At 70.7% G+C, this 20,752-nt stretch carries 18 protein-coding genes; 14 read left to right on the forward strand and 4 right to left on the reverse strand.

The annotated features are described in order from the left end of the window. The first annotated feature begins 43 nt into the window (after positions 1-43). The 5 genes from ACH427_RS14500 to ACH427_RS14520 all read left to right on the forward strand — a co-directional run bounded on the left by ACH427_RS14500 (position 44) and on the right by ACH427_RS14520 (position 6,075). Positions 44-1,915: an acetolactate synthase large subunit gene (locus tag ACH427_RS14500; RefSeq protein WP_398869792.1), complete on the forward strand. Its 1,872-nt coding sequence runs from the start codon at positions 44-46 to the stop codon at positions 1,913-1,915. A gap of 22 nt (positions 1,916-1,937) precedes the next feature. Next, on the forward strand, positions 1,938-2,462 hold the full coding sequence (ilvN, locus tag ACH427_RS14505) for an acetolactate synthase small subunit (protein ID WP_361528134.1): 525 nt from the start codon (positions 1,938-1,940) through the stop codon (positions 2,460-2,462). Positions 2,463-2,564: 102 nt separating this feature from the next. Next, positions 2,565-3,563 (forward strand): ketol-acid reductoisomerase, encoded by a 999-nt coding sequence (gene ilvC / locus ACH427_RS14510; RefSeq protein WP_398869793.1) that lies wholly within the window; start codon positions 2,565-2,567, stop codon positions 3,561-3,563. Between the two features lie 244 nt (positions 3,564-3,807). Then, on the forward strand, positions 3,808-5,412 hold the full coding sequence (gene serA, locus ACH427_RS14515; protein ID WP_398869794.1) for a phosphoglycerate dehydrogenase: 1,605 nt from the start codon (positions 3,808-3,810) through the stop codon (positions 5,410-5,412). 321 nt (positions 5,413-5,733) lie between these two features. Next, a complete protein-coding gene (locus ACH427_RS14520) occupies positions 5,734-6,075 on the forward strand; it encodes a hypothetical protein (protein ID WP_398869795.1) in 342 nt (113 codons plus the stop codon). 68 nt (positions 6,076-6,143) lie between these two features. On the opposite strand, the gene ACH427_RS14525 is transcribed toward ACH427_RS14520, so the two are convergent. After that, positions 6,144-7,733, reverse strand: coding sequence for an MFS transporter (locus ACH427_RS14525; protein ID WP_398869796.1), 1,590 nt, complete (start codon positions 7,731-7,733; stop codon positions 6,144-6,146). A gap of 96 nt (positions 7,734-7,829) precedes the next feature. Between ACH427_RS14525 and ACH427_RS14530 the strand changes: the two genes are divergently transcribed. Next, entirely contained in the window at positions 7,830-8,462 is a 633-nt protein-coding gene (locus tag ACH427_RS14530; RefSeq protein WP_398869797.1) for a TetR/AcrR family transcriptional regulator, read from the forward strand. Between the two features lie 40 nt (positions 8,463-8,502). Here ACH427_RS14530 and ACH427_RS14535 read toward each other — a convergent pair whose 3' ends face one another. Further along, positions 8,503-9,099 (reverse strand): TetR/AcrR family transcriptional regulator, encoded by a 597-nt coding sequence (locus ACH427_RS14535; RefSeq protein ID WP_398869798.1) that lies wholly within the window; start codon positions 9,097-9,099, stop codon positions 8,503-8,505. 88 nt (positions 9,100-9,187) lie between these two features. On the opposite strand from ACH427_RS14535, the gene ACH427_RS14540 reads away from it, so the two are divergent. Both ACH427_RS14540 and ACH427_RS14545 read left to right on the forward strand, forming a co-directional pair. Next, positions 9,188-10,069, forward strand: coding sequence for an NAD(P)-dependent oxidoreductase (locus ACH427_RS14540; protein ID WP_398869799.1), 882 nt, complete (start codon positions 9,188-9,190; stop codon positions 10,067-10,069). A 213-nt stretch (positions 10,070-10,282) separates the two neighbouring features. Further along, positions 10,283-10,486: a ferredoxin gene (locus ACH427_RS14545; protein WP_398869800.1), complete on the forward strand. Its 204-nt coding sequence runs from the start codon at positions 10,283-10,285 to the stop codon at positions 10,484-10,486. 9 nt (positions 10,487-10,495) lie between these two features. Here the strand turns inward: ACH427_RS14545 and ACH427_RS14550 are convergent, their stop codons facing one another. Next, entirely contained in the window at positions 10,496-11,734 is a 1,239-nt protein-coding gene (locus ACH427_RS14550) for a PucR family transcriptional regulator (RefSeq protein ID WP_398869801.1), read from the reverse strand. Positions 11,735-11,966: 232 nt separating this feature from the next. On the opposite strand from ACH427_RS14550, the gene ACH427_RS14555 reads away from it, so the two are divergent. From ACH427_RS14555 to ACH427_RS14565, 3 genes are all read left to right on the forward strand, one after another. Further along, positions 11,967-12,893 (forward strand): proline dehydrogenase family protein, encoded by a 927-nt coding sequence (locus ACH427_RS14555; protein WP_398869802.1) that lies wholly within the window; start codon positions 11,967-11,969, stop codon positions 12,891-12,893. Positions 12,894-12,937: 44 nt separating this feature from the next. Then, positions 12,938-14,569 carry an L-glutamate gamma-semialdehyde dehydrogenase gene (gene pruA / locus ACH427_RS14560; RefSeq protein ID WP_398869803.1) on the forward strand — a complete coding sequence of 544 codons (1,632 nt, stop codon included), beginning with the start codon at positions 12,938-12,940 and terminating at the stop codon, positions 14,567-14,569. Positions 14,570-14,886: 317 nt separating this feature from the next. After that, a complete protein-coding gene (locus ACH427_RS14565) occupies positions 14,887-15,030 on the forward strand; it encodes a hypothetical protein (protein ID WP_398869804.1) in 144 nt (47 codons plus the stop codon). Positions 15,031-15,065: 35 nt separating this feature from the next. Here ACH427_RS14565 and ACH427_RS14570 read toward each other — a convergent pair whose 3' ends face one another. After that, a complete protein-coding gene (locus ACH427_RS14570; protein WP_398869805.1) occupies positions 15,066-16,664 on the reverse strand; it encodes a purple acid phosphatase family protein in 1,599 nt (532 codons plus the stop codon). 130 nt (positions 16,665-16,794) lie between these two features. On the opposite strand from ACH427_RS14570, the gene ACH427_RS14575 reads away from it, so the two are divergent. The 3 genes from ACH427_RS14575 to ACH427_RS14585 all read left to right on the forward strand — a co-directional run bounded on the left by ACH427_RS14575 (position 16,795) and on the right by ACH427_RS14585 (position 20,555). Continuing rightward, a complete protein-coding gene (locus ACH427_RS14575; protein ID WP_398869806.1) occupies positions 16,795-17,838 on the forward strand; it encodes a 3-isopropylmalate dehydrogenase in 1,044 nt (347 codons plus the stop codon). Between the two features lie 193 nt (positions 17,839-18,031). Beyond that, a complete protein-coding gene (locus tag ACH427_RS14580) occupies positions 18,032-19,120 on the forward strand; it encodes a branched-chain amino acid aminotransferase (protein WP_398869807.1) in 1,089 nt (362 codons plus the stop codon). Between the two features lie 118 nt (positions 19,121-19,238). Then, the gene (locus ACH427_RS14585; protein ID WP_398869808.1) at positions 19,239-20,555 is read left to right on the forward strand and encodes an MFS transporter; all 1,317 of its coding nucleotides are present in this window, start codon (positions 19,239-19,241) and stop codon (positions 20,553-20,555) included. The last annotated feature ends 197 nt before the right edge of the window (positions 20,556-20,752 follow it).

Raw genomic sequence — 20,752 nt, forward strand, 5'->3', positions numbered from 1 at the left:
CCGTCGAATCCTTACCGTCGAATCCCTCGAGAAGAGAATGTCGATGACCGAGCAGGCCACCGGGGCCCACCATCCGCAGCCGCGGGCCCGAAGCGGCGCGGCGCAGCAGCCCGCCACCGTCGAGCACGTCACGGGGGCGCAGTCCCTCATCCGCTCGCTGGAGGAGGTAGGGGCGGAGATCGTCTTCGGCATCCCGGGCGGTGCGATCCTCCCGGCGTACGACCCGATGATGGACTCCTCGAGGGTCCGTCACGTCCTCGTCCGCCACGAGCAGGGCGCCGGGCACGCGGCCACCGGATACGCGCAGGCCACCGGCAAGGTCGGGGTGTGCATGGCGACCTCGGGGCCGGGGGCGACCAACCTCGTCACCCCCATCGCCGACGCCCACATGGACTCCGTCCCGCTGGTGGCGATCACCGGCCAGGTCGCCTCCAAGTCGATCGGCACGGACGCCTTCCAGGAGGCGGACATCTGCGGCATCACGATGCCGATCACCAAGCACAACTGGCTGGTCACCGACCCCGCCGAGATCCCGCGGACCATCGCCGAGGCATTCCACGTCGCCTCCACCGGCCGCCCCGGCCCGGTGCTCGTCGACATCGCCAAGGACGCTCTCCAGGCGCGGACCACCTTCAGCTGGCCCCCGCACACCGACCTGCCCGGCTACCGCCCGGTCACCAAGCCGCACGCCAAGCAGATCCGCGAGGCCGCCAAGCTGATCACCCAGGCCAGGCGGCCGGTGCTCTACGTCGGCGGCGGCGTGATGAAGTCCGGTGCCACCGCGGAGCTCAGGGTGCTCGCCGAGCTCACCGGCGCCCCCGTCACCACGACCCTGATGGCGCTCGGCTCCTTCCCCGACAGCCACCCGCAGCATGTCGGCATGCCCGGGATGCACGGCGCGGTCGCCGCCGTCACCGCCCTGCAGAAGTCCGACCTGATCGTGGCCCTCGGCGCCCGCTTCGACGACCGGGTCACCGGCAAGCTCGACTCCTTCGCCCCGTACGCCAAGATCGTCCACGCCGACATCGACCCCGCCGAGATCGGCAAGAACCGCGCCGCCGATGTGCCGATCGTCGGGGACGCCCGCGAGGTCATCGCCGACCTGATCGTCGCGATCCAGGCCGAGCACGCCGAGGGGCACACCCCGGAGGCCGCCCGAACGGGATATGCGGCCTGGTGGGCCGACCTCAACCGCTGGCGCGACACCTACCCCCTCGGCTACGACCAGCCCGAGGACGGCAGCCTCTCCCCGCAGCAGGTCATCCAGCGCATCGGGCAGCTCGCGCCCAAGGACACCATCTACGCGGCGGGCGTCGGCCAGCACCAGATGTGGGCCTCGCACTTCATCGACTACGAACAGCCCCGCACCTGGCTCAACTCCGGGGGCGCGGGCACCATGGGCTACGCCGTGCCCGCCGCGATGGGCGCCAAGGCCGGTGCGCCGGACCGCACGGTCTGGGCGATCGACGGCGACGGCTGCTTCCAGATGACCAATCAGGAACTGGTCACCTGCGCCCTGAACGGCATCTCCGTCAAGGTCGCCATCATCAACAACGGCGCCCTCGGCATGGTCCGCCAGTGGCAGACCCTCTTCTACAACCAGCGCTACTCCAACACCGTCCTGCACTCCGGCCCCGGCGCCACCGGCAAGGAGGTGTGCGCCGGCACCCGGGTCCCGGACTTCGTCAAGCTCGCCGAGGCCATGGGCTGTGTGGGCCTGCGCTGCGAGGACCCGGCCCAGCTCGACGCCGTCATCGAGAAGGCCAACGCCATCAACGACCGCCCGGTCGTGGTGGACTTCATCGTCCATCAGGACGCCATGGTCTGGCCCATGGTCGCCGCCGGAACCTCCAACGACGAGATCCTCGCGGCGCGCGGCGTCCGCCCGGACTTCGGCGACACCGAAGACGACTGAGGCCAGGAGAGAGAAAGAGACCATGACCAAGCACACGCTCTCCGTCCTCGTGGAGAACACCCCCGGCATCCTCACCCGGATCGCCGCGCTGTTCGCCCGCCGCGGCTTCAACATCGACTCGCTCGCGGTCGGGGTCACCGAACACCCGGACATCTCCCGCATCACCATCGTCGTCAACGTCGAGTCGCTGCCGCTGGAGCAGGTCACCAAGCAGCTCAACAAGCTCGTCAACGTGCTGAAGATCGTCGAGCTGGAGGACAGCGCCGCGATCCAGCGCGAGCTGGTGCTGGTGAAGGTCCGCGCCGACAACGAGACCCGCTCCCAGATCGTCGAGATCGTCCAGCTCTTCCGCGCCAAGACCGTCGACGTCTCCCCGGAGGCCGTCACCATCGAGGCCACCGGCGGCAGCGACAAGCTGGGCGCGATGCTCAAGATGCTGGAGCCGTTCGGCATCAAGGAGCTCGTGCAGTCCGGGACGATCGCCATAGGGCGCGGCGCCCGCTCCATCACCGACCGCAGTCTGCGCGCCCTGGACCGCACGGCCTGACGGCCGGCCCTTCCGCATCACGAGACCCGAACACTTTTTCCCGCCCACCCGGCATACGGTGGGACGCACAACCGGAATCCCGGAAAACAAGGAGATACCTCAGTGGCAGCCGAGCTGTTCTACGACAACGACGCCGACCTGTCCATCATCCAGCGCCGCAAGGTCGCGGTCCTGGGCTACGGCAGCCAGGGCCACGCCCACGCGCTGTCGCTGCGCGACTCCGGCGTCGATGTCCGGGTGGGCCTGCACGAGGGCTCCAAGTCCAAGGCGAAGGCCGAGGAGCAGGGCCTGCGCGTGGTCACGCCCGCCGAGGCCGCGGCCGAGGCCGACGTCATCATGATCCTGGTGCCGGACCCGATCCAGGCCAAGGTCTACGAGGAGTCCGTCAAGGACAACCTCAAGGACGGCGACGCGCTGTTCTTCGGCCACGGCTTCAACATCCGCTTCGGCTTCATCAAGCCCCCGGCCGGCGTGGACGTCTGCATGGTCGCCCCCAAGGGCCCGGGCCACCTGGTGCGCCGTCAGTACGAGGAGGGCCGCGGCGTGCCGTGCATCGCGGCCGTCGAGCAGGACGCCTCCGGCAGCGCCTTCCAGCTCGCCCTCTCCTACGCCAAGGCCATCGGCGGCACCCGCGCCGGCGTCATCAAGACGACCTTCACCGAGGAGACCGAGACCGACCTCTTCGGCGAGCAGGCCGTGCTCTGCGGCGGCGCCTCCGCCCTGGTGAAGGCCGGTTTCGAGACCCTGGTCGAGGCGGGCTACCAGCCGGAGATCGCGTACTTCGAGTGCCTCCACGAGCTCAAGCTGATCGTGGACCTGATGTACGAGGGCGGCCTGGAGAAGATGCGCTGGTCGGTCTCCGAGACCGCCGAGTGGGGCGACTACATCACCGGCCCGCGCATCATCACGGACCAGACCAAGGCCGAGATGAAGAAGGTCCTGGGCGAGATCCAGGACGGCACCTTCGCCAACAACTGGATGAAGGAGTACGAGGCGGGTCTGCCGAAGTACAACGAGTACAAGAAGGCCGACGAGGACCACCTGCTGGAGACGACGGGCAAGAAGCTCCGCAAGCTCATGAGCTGGGTGGACGACAAGTAGTCGTCCCCGGGTGCGGGTCCCCGTGGCTTTCGGGGACCCGCACCCGATCACGCCGGGGTGACGTTTTTCCGCACGCGCCCGAGCCGGTTCCAACCCCCGATAGACTGCGGAGCATCAACGCGTCAGGCTCACAGCGTCGTGCGTCACACGCGGCTGCCCTTCACCGCCTTCGGCCGTCGGGACGGCCGTCCTCCCCCGTAGCCTGAACGGCGCGGGCGGGGCCCCATGGACTAGTGAGGACCACGTGAGCACTGCTTCGTCCCGTAAACCCGTCGTACTGATCGCGGAGGAGCTCTCGCCCGCGACCGTCGACGCCCTGGGTCCGGACTTCGAGATCCGGCACTGCAACGGCGCGGACCGCGCCGCCCTGCTGCCCGCCATCGCCGATGTGGACGCCGTCCTCGTCCGCAGCGCCACGAGGATCGACGCCGAGGCGGTCGCCGCCGCCAAGCGGCTGCGGGTCGTCGCGCGCGCCGGTGTCGGCCTGGACAACGTCGACGTCGCCGCCGCCACCAAGGCCGGTGTGATGGTCGTGAACGCCCCGACCTCCAACATCGTCACCGCGGCCGAGCTCGCGTGCGGCCTGCTGATCGCCACGGCGCGCAACATCCCGCAGGCCAACTCCGCCCTGAAGAACGGCGAGTGGAAGCGCTCGAAGTACACCGGCGTCGAGCTGTCCGAGAAGACCCTCGGCGTCGTCGGCCTCGGCCGCATCGGCGTGCTCGTGGCCCAGCGCATGTCCGCGTTCGGTATGAAGATCGTCGCGTACGACCCCTATGTGCAGCCCGCGCGGGCCGCGCAGATGGGCGTCCGGCTGCTGACGCTCGACGAGCTGCTGGAGACCGCGGACTTCATCACCGTCCACCTGCCGAAGACGCCCGAGACACTCGGTCTCATCGGTGACGAGGCGCTGCACAAGGTCAAGCCGTCGGTGCGGATCGTCAACGCCGCGCGCGGCGGGATCGTGGACGAGGCGGCGCTGGCCACCGCCTTGAAGGAGGGCCGGGTCGCGGCCGCGGGCCTGGACGTCTACGCCCAGGAGCCCTGCACGGACTCCCCGCTGTTCGAGTTCGACAATGTGGTCGCCACCCCGCACCTGGGCGCCTCCACCGGTGAGGCGCAGGAGAAGGCGGGCATCGCGGTCGCCAAGTCGGTCCGCCTCGCGCTGGCCGGCGAGCTGGTGCCCGACGCGGTCAACGTCCAGGGCGGCGTCATCGCCGAGGACGTCAAGCCCGGTCTGCCGCTTGCCGAGAAGCTCGGCCGGATCTTCACCGCCCTGGCGGGCGAGGTCGCGGTCCGGCTCGACGTCGAGGTCTACGGCGAGCTCACCCAGCACGACGTCAAGGTGCTCGAACTGTCCGCGCTCAAGGGCGTGTTCGAGGATGTCGTCGACGAGACGGTGTCGTACGTCAACGCCCCGCTCTTCGCGCAGGAGCGCGGCGTCGAGGTGCGCCTGACCACCAGCTCCGAGTCGGCCGAGCACCGCAATGTGGTGACCGTGCGCGGCACGCTCTCCGGCGGCGACGAGATCTCCGTCTCCGGCACGCTCGCGGGCCCCAAGCACCTCCAGAAGATCGTCGCGGTCGGCGACCACGACGTGGACCTGGCGCTCGCCGACCACATGGCCTTCCTCCGCTACGGCGACCGCCCCGGCGTCGTCGGCACGGTTGGCCGGATCCTCGGCGAGGCGGGCATCAACATCGCGGGCATGCAGGTCTCCCGCGCCCGGGAGGGCGGCGAGGCCCTCGTCGCCCTGACCGTCGACGAGTCCATCCCGGCCCCGGTCCTCGCCGAGATCGCGGAGGAGATCGGCGCGGTGTCGGCGCGTGCGGTGAATCTGACGGACTGAGGCAGAGCGCTGTACGGGGCCGGGCCCAAGGGTCCGGCCCCGTCCCGGACTCGGACCGGTCGCGGGCCGCGTCCTTGATACCGGCTCCGGCGAGGCCCGGGAACCGGTTGAGGAACTCGGACTTCGCGACGGCCGGACCGATCCCGCGCCCGGAGTGGTCGGGGCGCTCGCAGACCGTCGTCGTGTCGCTCATACGTATTCCACGGCGGTGCACGAATGCGTGAACGTTCCTGCCGGGTAGCCCTCGCACGGGGCCCGTTCGGGCCCCCGTGACGACAGGGGCCCGCGTGCGGAACGGGGCCCTCGGAGAGGGGATGCGGGATGAGGTTCTCCATGCGTACGGCCGTCGCCGCAGTGGCCGTGATCGCCGCGCTCGGCGGCCTGGGCGCCGTCGCCACCACGGCCCAGGCGGCCGGTGACAGAGCCGGGGCGATCACGGAGCCGCAGCGGCCCATGGACAATGTGCCCGCGCCGAGCTGTTCCGACAACAACAACACTGTGCCGTGCTGGGAGTACCAGACCTGGTACTGGACGTACGACAACTGCAACAAGGCGGGCACCAGCGCCGTGGACGCGGACCGGGGCAAGTTCGACAACCACGTGTGCGCGCTCACCGGCAACGGCGTCGGCGTGGGGCTCTGGCTGCACAAGCTGCACGACTGAGCCGACGGCGAAGGCCGTGGACGCGCGCCCGCACCCGGGCGCCGTCCACGGCCTTGAAGTCCGAACGGTCAGCGCTGCCCCGCGTGTTCGGGGGCGGGGGCGGGGCCGGGAGCCGGCGCCGTCTCCATGCGTACGTTCCGCAGCGCCGCCACCGTCAAGGCCGCCGCGACCAGCAGGATCAGCGTGCCGCCGGCCGCGGCGACGTTCATGCCGTGGGTGAACGCCTCGCGGGCCGTGGCCAGCACGCTCTCTCCCGCGCGGCCCGGCAGCCGGGCCGCCGCTCCCGCCGCGCCGCCGAGCGTCTCGCGCACCGCGGCGAGCGTGCCGTGCGGCAGGCCGGCGGGGAGCGAGGCGGTGACGTCGCGGCGGTAGACGGCCACGCCGACGCTGCCGAAGAGCGCCATGCCGAGCGCGCCGCCGAACTCCTGGCCGGTCTCCAGCAGGGCGGCCGCCCCGCCGGCCTTCTCCGGCGGGGCGGTGCCCAGCGCCATGTCGGAGACCAGCGCCATCACGGTGACGATGCCGCAGCCGACGACCGCCGACGCGACCAGCGTGAGGGCGAGCGAATCCGTGCCGCAGAGGCCGAGCAGCGCGTAGCCCGCGGCGGCGGTCACGAACCCCGCGGCGATGACGTACGCCTTGTGGATCCGCGCGCCCGCCGCCGTGGCCAGCGGCGCGGCAGCGCCCACCGCGAGCGACGGCAGGACGCCCCACAGCGCGGCCTCCAACGGGCTCTTGCCCAGGACCGACTGGAGGTACTGCGTGGTGAAGTAGGCGGAGCCCATCATCCCGAACGCGGCGACGGTGTTGACCGCGATGCCCGCCCCGAAGGCGGGGTGACGGAAGAGCTCGCGGCTGATCATCGCGTCCCGCCGGGAACGCTGGCGGTGGACGAAGACGGCGCCGACGGCCACCCCGGCGACCACGCACACCACCCTGGGCAAGGTGAACCCTCCCCCGGACCCCGTCGGGGAGGTGCCCCCGGCCGCGATCTCCTTCAGGCCGTAGATCACCGGCAGCACGGCACCCATGGACAGCGGCACGCTCAGCAGGTCGAAGCGGCCCGGCGCGGGGTCCTTGAACTCCGGTACGAGCAGCGGGACCAGCACCAGCAGGAGCGCCATCGCGGGCACGTTGACCAGGAAGACCGAGCCCCACCAGAAGTGGTCGAGCAGCAGCCCGCCCAGTACGGAGCCCAGCGCGATGCCACCCGCCATGGCCCCGGACCAGATCCCGACCGCCTTGGTGCGCTGCCCGTCGTCCTGGAACATATTGCGCACCAGCGCCATCGTGCTGGGCATCAGGGTCGCGCCGCCGATGCCGAGCACGGCCCGCGCCGCGATGAGCATCTCCGCGCTCTGCGCGTAGGCGGCGGCGACCGAGGCGGCGCCGAACGCCGCGGCCCCGAACAGCAGCAGCTTGCGGCGGCCGATCCGGTCGCCGAGCGACCCCATGGTGATGAGCAGCCCCGCGAGGGCGAAGGCGTAGCTGTCGAAGATCCACAGCTGCTGGGTGGCGCTCGGGGCGAGCTCCCTGCCGATGGCCGGGATGGCGAAGAAGAGGACGGACACATCCATGGAGACCAGGAGGAGGGGGAGCAGGAGGACGACGAAGGCCGTCCACTCCCTGCGCCCGGCACGTGGGCTGGGGTTTGTCATGACAGGAAATATACAAGCGTCTTAGACGCTTGTATAGAACGCTTGTATAAGACGGCTGTCTAGTACGTGTGTATGGTCCGGCGCTAGGCTGCTGACATGGGACATCGTGAAGATCTGCTCGCCGGCGCGAAGGCGTGCCTGCTCGAAAAGGGCTGGGTGCGCACCACCGCGCGCGACATCGTGGCGGCCTCCGGCGCCAACCTCGCCTCGATCGGCTACCACTACGGTTCGAAGGACGCGCTGATGATGACCGCGTTCGTCAAGATGACCGAGGAGTGGGGTGACGCGATGACCCGCGCCCTGGAGGCCGGCTCGCCCCCGGGTGCCTCGCGGGCGGAGCTCTTCACGGCGAAACTGAACACGCTGACGGCGGGGTTCGAGGAGAGCCGGCGGTTCTGGGAGCTCCAGCTGGAGGTGGTCGGTCAGCTGGGGAGCAGCCCGGAGTTGAAGAAGTGGCTGTCCGGCGTGTTCCCGGAGGGCCGGGAAGGCATGCTGACGATCTTCGAGGGCCTGGAGGGCAGCCAGGTGAGCGAGGAGGCGAAGCGGACCACGGGCGCCTTCTATCACGCCCTGTTCATCGGGATGTGGGTCCAGTGGGTCATCGAGGCCGAGTCCGCGCCGACCGGCGCGGAGCTGGTCGAGGGGATGCGCCAAGCGCTGGCCGGGCAGATCCTCGGGACGCCGTCGCCCTCGGCCGACGGAACTCCGGGCGGCCGCGAGGGCGCCTGAGCTCGGTGGTCCGGCGCCCAGGGTCGCCGGACCTCAAGGCTCACCGATATGAAGTGATCAGCCTGGCCAGGTGCCGCCCGGCGATCACCAACGGCTCGTCGCTCCGCGCGACTTGAGCCGCCAGCTCCGCGCCCTCCAGCGTGTGGATCACCGTGTGCGCGAGCTCGTAGGCGTCCTCCTCGGCGATCCCGCAGGCGCGGAGCTTGTCGGACACCAGCCCGCGCCAGCGCTCGAACGCTTCCGCCGCCGCCTGCTGGATGTCCGGCGCGTGCCCGGCCGTGCCCACGCTCGTCGCCGTGACCGGGCAGCCGTCGATCCAGTCGGAGGCGCGCAGCTCGCCGGCGACGGCACGGGCCACCGCGGCCACCGCCTCCGCCGGGTCCTCCTCGCCGGCCAGCACCGACCGCAGGATGTCCGCGAACTCCCGGTCGCCGTGCCGGATCGCCTCCGCCGCCAGCTCCTGCTTGCCGCCGGGGAAGAAGTGGTAGACCGAGCCGAGCGTCGCCTCGGCCTCCCGGGAGATCTGCTTGATCCCGGTCCCCTCGTAGCCCTGACGCTGCATCAGCCGTGACGCGGCCCGGACGATCCGTTCGCGTGTGCCGAGAGCGTCCGCGCCCGCCTGTGTAGTGGTCTTCACCCGGCAAGGATATCGAATAGAGCGTTCGTTCCAGAGCGTGCTAGGTTCCTCTCTGGATAGAGCGTTCGTTCTAGCGGGGGGATCTCCCATGTCTTTTCAGAGCAAGCAGGCCGTCACCGTCATCGGTCTCGGGCCCATGGGCACGGCGATGACCGAGGCGTTCCTGGCCGCAGGGCACCCGGTGACCGTGTGGAACCGCACCGCCGCCAAGGCCGACGCCCTCGTCGCCAAGGGTGCCGAGCGGGCGGCGACGGTCGAGGAGGCGCTGCGCGCCCATGAGTTGGTGGTGCTCAGCCTGACCGACTACGACGCGATGTTCGCGGTCCTCGGGCCCGCCGCCGCGGCGCTGTCCGGCCGGGTCCTCGTCAACCTCAGCTCCGACACCCCGGCGCGCGCCCGCGAGGCCGCCGCCTGGGCCGAGGAGCACGGCGCGCGCCACCTCACCGGCGGGGTGCAGGTGCCGCCCTCGGGCATCGGCTCGTCCGAGTCGGCCACCTTCTACAGCGGCCCCCGGGATGTCTTCGAGACCCACCGGCCCACACTGGAGGTGCTCACCGGCACCGACTACCGCGGCGCCGACCCGGGCCTGGCCGCGCTCCACTACCAGCTCATGATGGACATCTTCTGGACCACGATGAGCGGCTGGCTGCACGCCGTCACCGTCGCCGAGGCGCACGGCATCACCGCCGAGGAGGTCCGGCCGTACGCCACCTCGATCGTGTCGTCGGTCCCGGGCTTCCTCTCCTTCTACACCCCGCGCGTCGACGCCGGGCAGCACGGCGGTGACGTCGACAAGCTCGCCATGTGCACCGCTAGCGTCGACCACATCACGCAGACCGCGAAGGACGCGGGGGTCGACTCCTCACTGCCGGCCGCCGTCCTGGAGATCTTCCGCCGCGGACTCGGCCAGGGCCACGCGGACGACAGCTTCACCAGCCTGATGGAGACCCTCAGGAAGCCCGCGGCCTGACGCTTCGGGCGGTGCGGCCGTGACATCGGGGGTGTCACGGCCGCACCCGTGTGTGCGGACCTGTCCCGGAAGGCGTAGCGGTGTGCCGTATTCCGTCGTTGTGCGGGATGTGGCCGGATCGCGCGTAGCCGAGCGCTGCGGAGCGGCCTGCACTGGATGTACCGGCGGCCTGCGCCGAACCCGTCGTGACGACTTCACGGAACGGAAACCACCATGAGCACCTTCCGCATCTCCATCGACTCCGACCTCTGCGTCGGCTCGGGTCAGTGCGCGCTGACCGCGCCCGGCGTCTTCACCCAGGACGACGACGGCTTCGGCGCGGTGATCCCCGGCAATGAGGACGGCGGCGGCGACCCGCTGGCGCGCGAGGCGGTGCGCGCCTGCCCGGTCCAGGCGATCAGCGCCGAGGAGGACTAGCCTCCGCTCCTACAACCGGTCCGCCTTCAGGGCCATGTGGAGCAGCAGGCGGCCCTCGCCGTCGTCCAGGTCCAGGCCCGTGAGCTGCTCCACCCGGGAGAGGCGGTAGTAGAGCGTCTGCCGGTGGATGCCCAACGCCGCCGCCGTGCGGCCCGCCTGGCCCGCGCAGTCGAGGAAGACCTCCGCCGTGCGGGCCAGTTCCGTGTGCGCCGGGGCCAGCAGCGGGCGTACGGAAGGGTCCGCCGCGGCCTGTGCCGGCAGCGCGGACAACACGCGGTACGGGCCGATGCCCGACCACTCCGCCACCGGCCCCAGCCGCGCCTCCGCCCCGGCCGCCCGCGCGGCCGCCAGCGCCTCGCGCCAGGCGGCCGGCAGCTCCGCGAGCCCCCGGCGGGGAGCGCCGAGCCCGGCCGTGGCCCGTACGGGACGGCCGCCCGCACCGCCCGCGCGGGGCGAGCGCAGCAGCCGGTCCGCCGCCGTGAGCGCGGGCGCCGGGGCCGTCGTCGCCCGCAGCCGGATCAGCGCGGCCAGCGTCGCCGAGCCGTCCGGGAGGGCGTCCGGCACCGCGCACAGCGCCGCCACCCCCGGCTGCCCGGCCAGCGCCGATCCCGCACCGGGCCCCTCCGCGTCCCCCGCCTCACCCTCGGTGTCGCCGGCCGCCCGCCACGGCGCCACCGCGACCACCGCCAGCGGTCCGTCGCCCGCCGCGCCCAGCGCGTCCCGCAGGGCGGCCCGCGCCGAGTCCCGGCCCGCGGGCCGCCCGGTCAGCAACTCCCGCAGCAGCTCGCCCAGCTCCGCGCCCGCGCGGGCCTCGGCGGCCAGCAGCGCCCCGATCCGGGTGGTCGTCTCCATCGCCTGCGCGAGCCGCGGGTCCGCCAGCGGCACCGAGAGGTCCAGCCCGGACAGGTGCTCGTCGTCCAGCAGCCACACATAGCCGAGCACCACCCCCCGGTGGCGTACGGGCAGGCAGATGCGGCCCTTGAACACCCCCGCCGCGGGATCCGGCGGGATCCGCAGCGGAGCCTGGGCCCGCGCGATGCCGAACGCCTCGAACCACGCCCGGACGGCCGCGGTCGACCGGCGCTGGAGGATCGACCGGGTCCGCACCGGGTCCATCGTCAGCTCGATGTCGTCGTCACTGTCGTGGGCGCCGAAGGCGATCAGCCCGAAATCCCGGTCCTCCAGGGTCGCGGGCGCGCCGAGCGCGGCCGATATCTCGTCCACGAGCTGCTGATAGTCGCCGCGCATCGCCCCGCCGCGCTCCCTCCGGACCTGGGGCCCCTTCGTGCGGACCCGTTATGGCCCGATTTCGCCCCCCGGTTTCATGTGCCGCTCACTATTGTCATACATGTGTCTGAGATCCGGGCCACGGATGCGTGACAGCTGTCGATGGCCGAGGATCGCTGTGATCTCTAGTTTTCACGATGAGTTACTTATGCCGCCCCCACCGTGGGGCCGGCCGTCATCGTGGAGGTGCCCAGTGCTGGGTCCTGTGCTGCTCGCCGCGTCCCGCAGCGACGCCGTCCGCCGTCTCGTCTCGGCCGCGCCGGGCACCAAGCAGGTGGTCGCCCGCTTCATCGCCGGCGAGACCCTCGACCAGGTCATCCCGATCGTGAAGGACGCCGCGGCCGAGGGCCTGGAAGTCACTCTCGACGTCGTCGGCGAGGACATCACCACGGTCGAGCAGTCGTACGCCGCCCGCGACGCCTACCTCGAACTGATCGAACGCCTCAAGGAGCTCGGCCTCGGCACCAAGGCCGAGATGTCGGTCAAGCTCTCCATGTTCGGGCAAGCACTGGAGGGCGGCCACGAGCTGGCGCTCGCCAACGTCCGCCCGGTCGTCGAGGCCGCCGCGGCCATCGGCACCACGGTCACGCTCGACGCCGAGGACCACACCACCCTCGACTCGATGTTCGCGATCCACGAGGAGCTGCGGCGGGACTTCCCGCAGACCGGCTGCGTCATCCAGGCGTACCTCTTCCGCACCGAGGACGACGCCCGCCGCCTCGCCGCCGCCGGCAGCCGGGTGCGTATCGTGAAGGGTGCGTACAAGGAGCCCGCCTCCGTCGCGTATCAGGACAAGGCCGAGATCGACAAGGCGTTCGTCCGCATAGTCAAGATCCTGATGGCGGGTGAGGGCTACCCCATGATCGGCTCGCACGACCCGCGGCTGATCGCCATCTCGCAGGAGCTGGCCCGGCAGGCGGGGCGCAAACTGGACGAGTACGAGTTCCAGATGCTCTACGGCATCCGCAGTGAGGAGCACGTCCGGCTGGCCGCCGAGGGCCACCGGATGCGCGTCTACACGGCGTACGGGACCGACTGGTACGGCTATTTCATGCGCCGCCTCGCCGAGAAGCCCGCCAACCTGCGGTTCTTCGCCCGCTCCATCCTCACCAAGGGCTGAGCCGCCCGACCCCCCTGACGAGCCCCGAAGGAGAAACGGAACCCATGGACGCCGTTACCCAGGTCCCCGCCCCGGTCAATGAGCCGGTGCACAGCTACGCCCCCGGTTCCCCCGAGCGCGCCCGTCTCGAGGCCAAGCTCAAGGAGCTGGCGGGCAACCCGATCGACCTGCCGATGACGATCAACGGCGAGAAGCGGATGGGCGGCGGCGAGCCGTTCCAGGTCGTCCAGCCGCACAACCACGCCGCCGTGCTCGGCACCTTCAACAACGCCACGCGGCAGGACGCGCAGGACGCCGTCGACGCCGCGCTGGCCGCCGCCCCGGCCTGGCGCGCGATGTCCTTCGACGACCGCGCCGCGATCATCCTGCGCGCCGCCGAGCTGCTGGCCGGCCCCTGGCGCGAGACGCTGGCCGCCTCGACCATGCTGGGTCAGTCGAAGACCGCGCAGCAGGCCGAGATCGACACCCCGTGCGAGCTCGTCGACTTCTGGCGCTTCAACGTGCACTTCGCGCGCCAGATACTCGCCGAGCAGCCGGTCGCCAACTCCACCGGCGTGTGGAACCGCAGCGACCACCGGCCGCTGGAGGGCTTCGTCTACGCGATCACGCCCTTCAACTTCACCGCCATCGCCGGCAACCTGCCGACCGCCCCGGCCCTCATGGGCAACGTGGTCGTATGGAAGCCGTCCCCGACGCAGACCCACTCCGCCGTGCTGCTGATGCGGCTCCTGGAGGAGGCGGGCCTGCCCAAGGGCGTCATCAACCTGGTGACCGGTGACGGCCTCGCCGTCTCCGAGGTGGCCCTGAACCACCCCGAGCTGGCCGGCATCCACTTCACCGGCTCGACCAAGACCTTCCAGTACCTCTGGAAGACGGTCGGCAACAACATCGAGAACTACCGTTCCTACCCGCGCCTGGTCGGCGAGACCGGCGGCAAGGACTTCGTCGTCGCCCACCCGAGCGCCGACCGCGGCATCCTGAAGACCGCGCTGACCCGTGGCTCCTTCGAGTTCCAGGGCCAGAAGTGCTCGGCCTCCTCCCGTGCCTACATCCCGCGCTCCATCTGGGAGGACGGCTTCAAGGAGGAGTTCGCGGCCGAGGTCGACGGCATCACCATGGGTGATGTCACCGACCTGTCGAACTTCATCGGCGCCGTCATCGACGACCGCTCCTTCGCGAAGAACAAGGCCGCGATCGACCGCGCCAAGGCCGACCCGAGCTGCACGATCGTCGCCGGCGGCACGTACGACGACTCCGTCGGCTACTTCGTCCGCCCCACGGTCATCGAGTGCACCGACCCGGCGAACGAGGTCTTCACGACCGAGTACTTCGGTCCGATCCTCGCCGTGCACGTCTATGAGGACGGCGACTTCGACGCGATGCTGGCGCAGATGGAGTCCGTCTCGGCCTACGCCCTGACCGGCTCGGTCATCGCGCAGGACCGCGCCGCGGCCGCCGACGCGATGGAGAAGCTCCGCTTCGCCGCGGGCAACTTCTACATCAACGACAAGTCGACGGGTGCCGTCGTCGGCCAGCAGCCCTTCGGCGGCGGCCGTGCCTCCGGCACGAACGACAAGGCCGGTGCCGCGTCCAACCTGATGCGCTGGACGTCGACCCGCTCCATCAAGGAGACCCTGGTCCCGCCGACCGACTACCGCTACCCGCACATGGGCTGACCTGCCCTTCGCTGATCCCCGCCCCCGTCCGGCCCCCCAGCCGGGCGGGGGCGGCGTCATGTCCCGGGCACGCCCGCCGTCTCAGATAGTAGGAAGACCGAGTATTCCTGGAGACACCGCCGCCGCCCTGTCCTAGCGTGGAGGAAGCCGAACCTTCCGCTCCATCGAGCGACAGCGGCCCCGGCCGGTGTGCCCCCGAGCAGGTGATCCCTGCGGCACCCGCCCCGCGCCCTCCTCCCGGCTCCGTCCGCCCCCTCCCGGGGGATTCAGCCAGACGCCACAGCCAGCCGACTCAAGCAAGAGGAGACGTGACTTCCATGCCCGAAACCGCAGCCCGCAGGACCCGCCGCGCCCCCCGTCCGGCCGAGAGCGCCGAGCACAAGGCCGACCGGGTGAACGCCGCCGCAGCCCTCCAGCGCGCGCTGGACCGGCGCGACAACGGCGGCGTGACCGGTCACTAGCTCTTCGACCCTCCGCTCCGCGTCACGTCGCTGTGCTAGCCCTTCGACCCTCCGCTCCGCGTCACGTCGAAGTGATCGATGCGCTCGCCGCTCTCCGCCAGCGCCGTCACCCGCATCCGCGGCCGCGGGCCGGGCTGGACCTCGACCGCCAGGAACGAGTAACCGGTGTAGCGCACGCGGGACCACTGCACCGTCTCCTTCTGCCGGCCCCCGCCCTTCACCCAGTGATACGTGGGCACGCTCTCCTGGTCCTTGACGTGGCCCTCGTAGCTGTCCGGCGCCGGGAAGTCGTACAGCGACTTCCCCGCGCCGCCCGCGGTGACGTAGACGATGCCGTCACGGGTGGAGTCGGCGGTCTCCCCGATCGGGAGCTTCTTGCCGACCTCGGTGCCCCGGATCGCGTCGGTCCGCTCGTAGACGTGGTTGTGGCCGTTGATGACGAGGTCGACCTTGTGCTTCTCGAAGAGCGGCAGCCACGCGTCGCGCACGCCGCCGTCCGAGGCGTGGCCGTTGGTGGTCGAGAAGGCGCAGTGGTGGAAGAAGATCACGATGAAGTCGACGCCCCGCTGCTTGCGCAGCTCGCCCAGGCGCCGGTCGAGCCAGCGGGTCTGCTTGCCGCTGGTGTAGCCGGTGTTGGCGGTGATCTCGTACGAGACGTCGTTGGCGTCGAGCGAGACGACGCCGACGTTGCCGTAGACGAAGGAGTAGACGCCGGGCGAGTTCTTCGGGTCGATGCCGTTGCCCGGCAGCGTCCAGCGGGCGTTCTGGCCGCCGTAGCCGTTGGGCGAGTACCAGGCTTCCATGTCGTGGTTGCCGGTGGCCACCATCCACGGCACGCTCTTGGCCACGGACTCGGTCTGGGCGAGGAACTGGTCCCACTGGCGGGCGTCGTAGACGTCGGTCGGCTTGCCCTCGCCGCTGTCGTCGGCGTAGCAGATGTCGCCGGCGTGCAGGTGGAAGGCCGGGTTCTGGCCCAGGATCAACTGGTCGTTGGCGAGGGCGTGATAGCTGACGCCCTGGTCGCCGAAGGCGGTGAAGACGAACTTCTCCGCGCGCGCGGGAGCGGTGGTGAAGGTGCCTATGGTCGAGAAGTGCGTGGGGTCGGCCGGGTCGAAGCCGTCGTGGCCGACGCCGTAGTAGTACGTACGGCCGGGGCGCAGGCTGTCCAGGGCCGCGTGCAGATAGACCTGGTCGACGGCCGGGAGCTTCTTGGACAGCGACGGGGTGTGCAGATCCCGCACCTCCGCGTCGATGCGGTGGCTGAGGTCCCACGGCTTCAGGCCCACCCGCACGAACGGTCTCCGGACGGCGAACGGCACCTGCCAGGAGATCCGCATCTGCGTCTTGGGGTCGGCGCCGAAGGCGAGGTGGCGGCCGAACGGCGCCACGTGCTTGCCGTCCACCTTGGTGGTCGCGGCAGAGGTGAGCAGGGTGGGGGAGAGCGCGGCCGGTGCCGCGGCGAACGCGCTCGTACCGCCGCCCAGCAGGCCCGCGCCCGCGACGGTGCCCGCCGTCAGGGCTCCGGCGCGGAGCATGCCGCGCCGCGTCAGCCTGGTCCGCAGATACTCGTGCTGCTCGGCCATCGTCATGCGGTTCGCGAGCTGTTGGGGGATGCCTACCCGTGGTGTGTCCATGACGCAGAACGTGCCAGGGATCGGCGACCTGAATGAGGACTTTGCATGAACGCGACCTATACGGATCGCAATGTGTCCGTATGGTGGACGTGGAGTGTCATCCAGCGGGACGGCGGAGTACGGTCCGGTCATGTCTCGCAGCCTTCGCCTCGCAGTCATCCCCGGTGACGGAATCGGCCGGGAAGTCGTCTCCCAGGGCCTCAAGGTCCTTGGTGCCGTGCTCCCTTCGGACGTCAAGCTGGAGACCGAGGAATACGACCTCGGTGCCCGCCGCTGGCACGCCACCGGCGAGACCCTGCCGGACGCCGAGCTGGAGTCCCTCAAGCGGCACGACGCGATCCTGCTCGGCGCGATCGGCGACCCGTCCGTCCCCTCGGGGGTGCTGGAGCGCGGGCTGCTGCTCAAGCTGCGCTTCGCCTTCGACCACTACGTGAACCTGCGCCCGTCGAAGCTCTTCCCCGGCACGGCCACCCCGCTCGCCGGCCGCCCCGAGATCGACTTCGTCGTCGTCCGCGAGGGCACCGAGGGCCCGTACACCGGCAATGGCGGCAGCCTGCGCACCGGCACCCCCGCCGAGGTGGCGACCGAGGTCAGCGTCAACACCGCGTACGGCGTGGAGCGCGTGGTGCGCGACGCCTACGAGCGGGCCAGGACGCGGCCGCGCAAGAAGCTCACCCTCGTGCACAAGAACAACGTCCTCGTGTACGCCGGCCACCTGTGGAAGAGCGTCTTCGACCGGGTCGGCCAGGAGTACCCCGACGTCACCACCGATTATCTGCACGTCGACGCCGCGACGATCTTCTTCGTCACCCAGCCCGAGCGCTTCGACGTGATCGTCACCGACAACCTCTTCGGTGACATCCTCACCGACCTCGCGGCCGCCGTCACCGGTGGCATCGGCCTCGCCGCCTCCGGCAACATCAACCCCGGCGGCGCCTTCCCGTCGATGTTCGAGCCGGTCCACGGCTCCGCGCCGGACATCGCGGGCACCGGCAAGGCCGACCCGACGGCCACCGTCCTCTCCGTGGCCCTGCTGCTGCGCCACCTCGGCCACGAGAGGGAGGCCGCGCGCATCGAGACCGCGGTGAGCGAGGACCTCGCGGAGCGCGGGAGCGCGTTCCGCACCACGGACCAGATCGGCGACGCGCTCGCGCTGCGAGTAGCCGCCGGCTAGTCCCACCTGCTGTGCTACCGCGCGGTTGGGTGCGACCATCGACCCGGGCCGCGCAACACATTTTCCGTCCACGGCCCCACGAGCGATAATCGAACGTGGGGCCGCGGTACGAGGGGAATCTCGAACGTCCCGTACCGAACGGGGCGGAGTGAGTTCGCGGTCCGCCACACACAAAGGTGAAGGACACGGATTCATGACGACGCCCACGATCGAGCTCAAGCCCTCCTCGCACCCGCTGTCGGACGCCGAGCGGGAACGGATCCTGGCCGCCCCCGGTTTCGGCCGCCACTTCACCGACCACATGGTGACCATCAAGTGGACCGAGGGCCGCGGCTGGCACGACGCCCAGCTCGTTCCCTACGCGCCGCTGTCGATCGACCCCGCCAACATGACGCTGCACTACGCGCAGACGATCTTCGAGGGCGCCAAGGCGTACCGCCAGCCCGACGGTTCGGTCGCCATCTTCCGCCCGGAGGAGAACGCCAAGCGCCTCCAGGCGTCCGCGCGCCGCCTGGCCATGCCCGAGCTGCCCGTCCAGACCTTCATCGAGGCGTGCGACGCGCTCGTCACCCAGGACAAGGCGTGGGTGCCGAGCTCCGGCGAGGCTTCCCTCTACCTCCGTCCCTTCATGTTCGCCACGGAGATCGGGCTGGGCGTCCGCCCGTCCAACGAATACCTCTTCGTCGTGATCGCCTCGCCCGCCGGCGCCTACTTCCCGGGCGGCGTCACGCCCGTCTCGGTGTGGCTCTGCGAGGAGTACGTGCGCGCCGCTCCCGGCGGCACGGGCGCCGCGAAGGCCGGCGGCAACTACGCGGCCTCCCTCGTCGCCCAGGCCCAGGCCGCCGAGAAGGGCTGCGACCAGGTGGTCTGGCTGGACGCCATCGAGCGCCGCTGGATCGAGGAGATGGGCGGCATGAACCTGTACTTCGTGTACGGGGACAAGATCGTCACCCCGGAGCTCAGCGGCTCCCTCCTGCCGGGCATCACCCGCGCCTCGCTGATGACGATCGCCGCGGACCTCGGCTACGAGGTCACCGAGGGCCGCATCTCCGTCGACGACTGGAAGAACGGCAACGCCGACGGCACCCTCACCGAGGTCTTCGCCTGCGGCACCGCCGCCGTGATCACCCCGGTCGGCTCGGTCAAGTCCACGCGCGCCGACTGGACGGTGGCCGACGGCAAGCCCGGCGAGGTCACCATGAAGCTCCGCAAGGCGCTCCTCGACATCCAGACCGGCGCCACCCCGGACACCCACGGCTGGATGCACCCGCTCGGCGGCTGAGACCGCTCCGGCGGTCGCGTACTTGCGTGCGTGGTGATCACAACGCACGCAAGTACGCATGATCGTTGTCGCTCGGACCCTTGTCCGAAACCCTGCTGTTCCGCCACCGTGATCGACCATGGGACAGCACTGGAAGAAGATCTGGGTCGGCTCGGCCGGCAACATGGTCGAATGGTTCGACTGGTTCGTCTACGCGAGCTTCGCGACCTACTTCGCGGGAGCCTTCTTCCCCGCGGGCAACGACACCGCCAAGCTCATGAACACCGCGGGCATCTTCGCGGTCGGCTTCTTCATGCGGCCGGTCGGCGGCTGGCTGCTCGGCCGGGTCGGTGACCGCAAGGGCCGCAAGGCGGCGCTCACCCTGACCGTCTCGCTGATGTCGGCGTCCGCCGTGCTGATCGCCGTCGCCCCCACCTATGGGGTCGCGGGCTACGGCGGAGTCGCCGTCCTGCTGATCGCGCGGCTGCTCCAGGGCCTCTCCGTCGGCGGCGAGTACGCGGCCAGCGCCACCTATCTCACCGAGGCGTCCGCGCCGGGCCGCCGCGGCTTCGCCTCCAGCTTCCAGTACGTCTCGATGACCGCGGGCCAGATCCTCGGCCTCGCCCTCCAGATCCTCCTTCAGCACACCCTCTCCAACGGCGAACTGCACAGCTGGGGCTGGCGCATCCCGTTCGTGATCGGCGCGCTCGGCGCCGCCGTCATCTTCTACCTCCGGCGCAACATGCTGGAGACGGAGGCGTACGAGGAGATCGGCGACGCGGACGCCGCGGAGCGGGAGGAACGCGGCACCATCCGCGCGCTGCTGCGGCACAAGCGGGAGGCGCTGCTGGTCGTCGCGCTCACCATGGGCGGCACGGTCGCGTACTACACGTACACCACCTACCTCACCAAATACCTCTCCAACAGCGCCGGTCTGTCCAAGCAGACCGCGACGCTGGTCAGCTTCTGCGCGCTGATCGTCTTCGCCTGCCTCCAGCCGCTGGCCGGGGCGCTCTCGGACCGCATCGGCCGCCGCCCGCTGCTGATCACCTTCGCGGTGGGCTCCACCTTCCTGACCGTGCCGATCATGACCATGCTCAAGCACGCGGGCTCCTTCTGGCCCGCGCTGGGCCTGTCGCTGCTCGCCCTGGTCGTCGTCACCGGCTACACGTCGATCAACGCGTGTGTGAAGGCCGAGCTCTTCCCGACCGCCATCCGCTCCCTGGGCGTCGCTCTGCCCTACGCCGTCGCCAACGCCCTCTTCGGCGGCACGGCGGAGTACGTGGCCCTGTGGTTCAAGAACGCGGGCGTGGAATCGGGCTTCTACTGGTACGTGGCGGGCTGCGCCGCCGTATCCCTGGTCGTCTATCTGACGATGCGGGAGACGCGGGACATCGACCTCAAGGGGAAGCGGCACCAGGAGGCGTCCCGGGCGCCCGAGGTGACCGCATCGTGAGACCGGACCGCACCGCGACCGGCCTCGTGCCAAGATGGCCCCGTGCTCAACCTCGCCATGATTATGGGCAGTGAGCGCGCCGGTCCGCAGTGACCCCGCCGTACCCACGACGTACGGCGCGGCCACCGTCGTCCCAGACCCGCGCGCAGACCTCTCGCACCCGCGAGAGGTCTTTTCGTTTCCCGGCACCACCTCCG

The organism is Streptomyces sp. NPDC020379 (assembly GCF_044387105.1).
GTDB lineage: Bacteria > Actinomycetota > Actinomycetes > Streptomycetales > Streptomycetaceae > Streptomyces.

Coding starts and splice junctions, on each gene's coding strand:
- ACH427_RS14500 (WP_398869792.1), top strand. CDS start 44: ATGACCGAGCAGGCCACCGGGGCCCACCATCCGCAGCCGCGGGCCCGA.
- ilvN (WP_361528134.1), top strand. CDS start 1,938: ATGACCAAGCACACGCTCTCCGTCCTCGTGGAGAACACCCCCGGCATC.
- ACH427_RS14520 (WP_398869795.1), top strand. CDS start 5,734: ATGAGGTTCTCCATGCGTACGGCCGTCGCCGCAGTGGCCGTGATCGCC.
- ACH427_RS14525 (WP_398869796.1), bottom strand. CDS start 7,733: ATGACAAACCCCAGCCCACGTGCCGGGCGCAGGGAGTGGACGGCCTTC.
- ACH427_RS14530 (WP_398869797.1), top strand. CDS start 7,830: ATGGGACATCGTGAAGATCTGCTCGCCGGCGCGAAGGCGTGCCTGCTC.
- ACH427_RS14540 (WP_398869799.1), top strand. CDS start 9,188: ATGTCTTTTCAGAGCAAGCAGGCCGTCACCGTCATCGGTCTCGGGCCC.
- ACH427_RS14545 (WP_398869800.1), top strand. CDS start 10,283: ATGAGCACCTTCCGCATCTCCATCGACTCCGACCTCTGCGTCGGCTCG.
- ACH427_RS14550 (WP_398869801.1), bottom strand. CDS start 11,734: ATGCGCGGCGACTATCAGCAGCTCGTGGACGAGATATCGGCCGCGCTC.
- pruA (WP_398869803.1), top strand. CDS start 12,938: ATGGACGCCGTTACCCAGGTCCCCGCCCCGGTCAATGAGCCGGTGCAC.
- ACH427_RS14565 (WP_398869804.1), top strand. CDS start 14,887: ATGCCCGAAACCGCAGCCCGCAGGACCCGCCGCGCCCCCCGTCCGGCC.
- ACH427_RS14570 (WP_398869805.1), bottom strand. CDS start 16,664: ATGGACACACCACGGGTAGGCATCCCCCAACAGCTCGCGAACCGCATG.
- ACH427_RS14575 (WP_398869806.1), top strand. CDS start 16,795: ATGTCTCGCAGCCTTCGCCTCGCAGTCATCCCCGGTGACGGAATCGGC.
- ACH427_RS14580 (WP_398869807.1), top strand. CDS start 18,032: ATGACGACGCCCACGATCGAGCTCAAGCCCTCCTCGCACCCGCTGTCG.
- ACH427_RS14585 (WP_398869808.1), top strand. CDS start 19,239: ATGGGACAGCACTGGAAGAAGATCTGGGTCGGCTCGGCCGGCAACATG.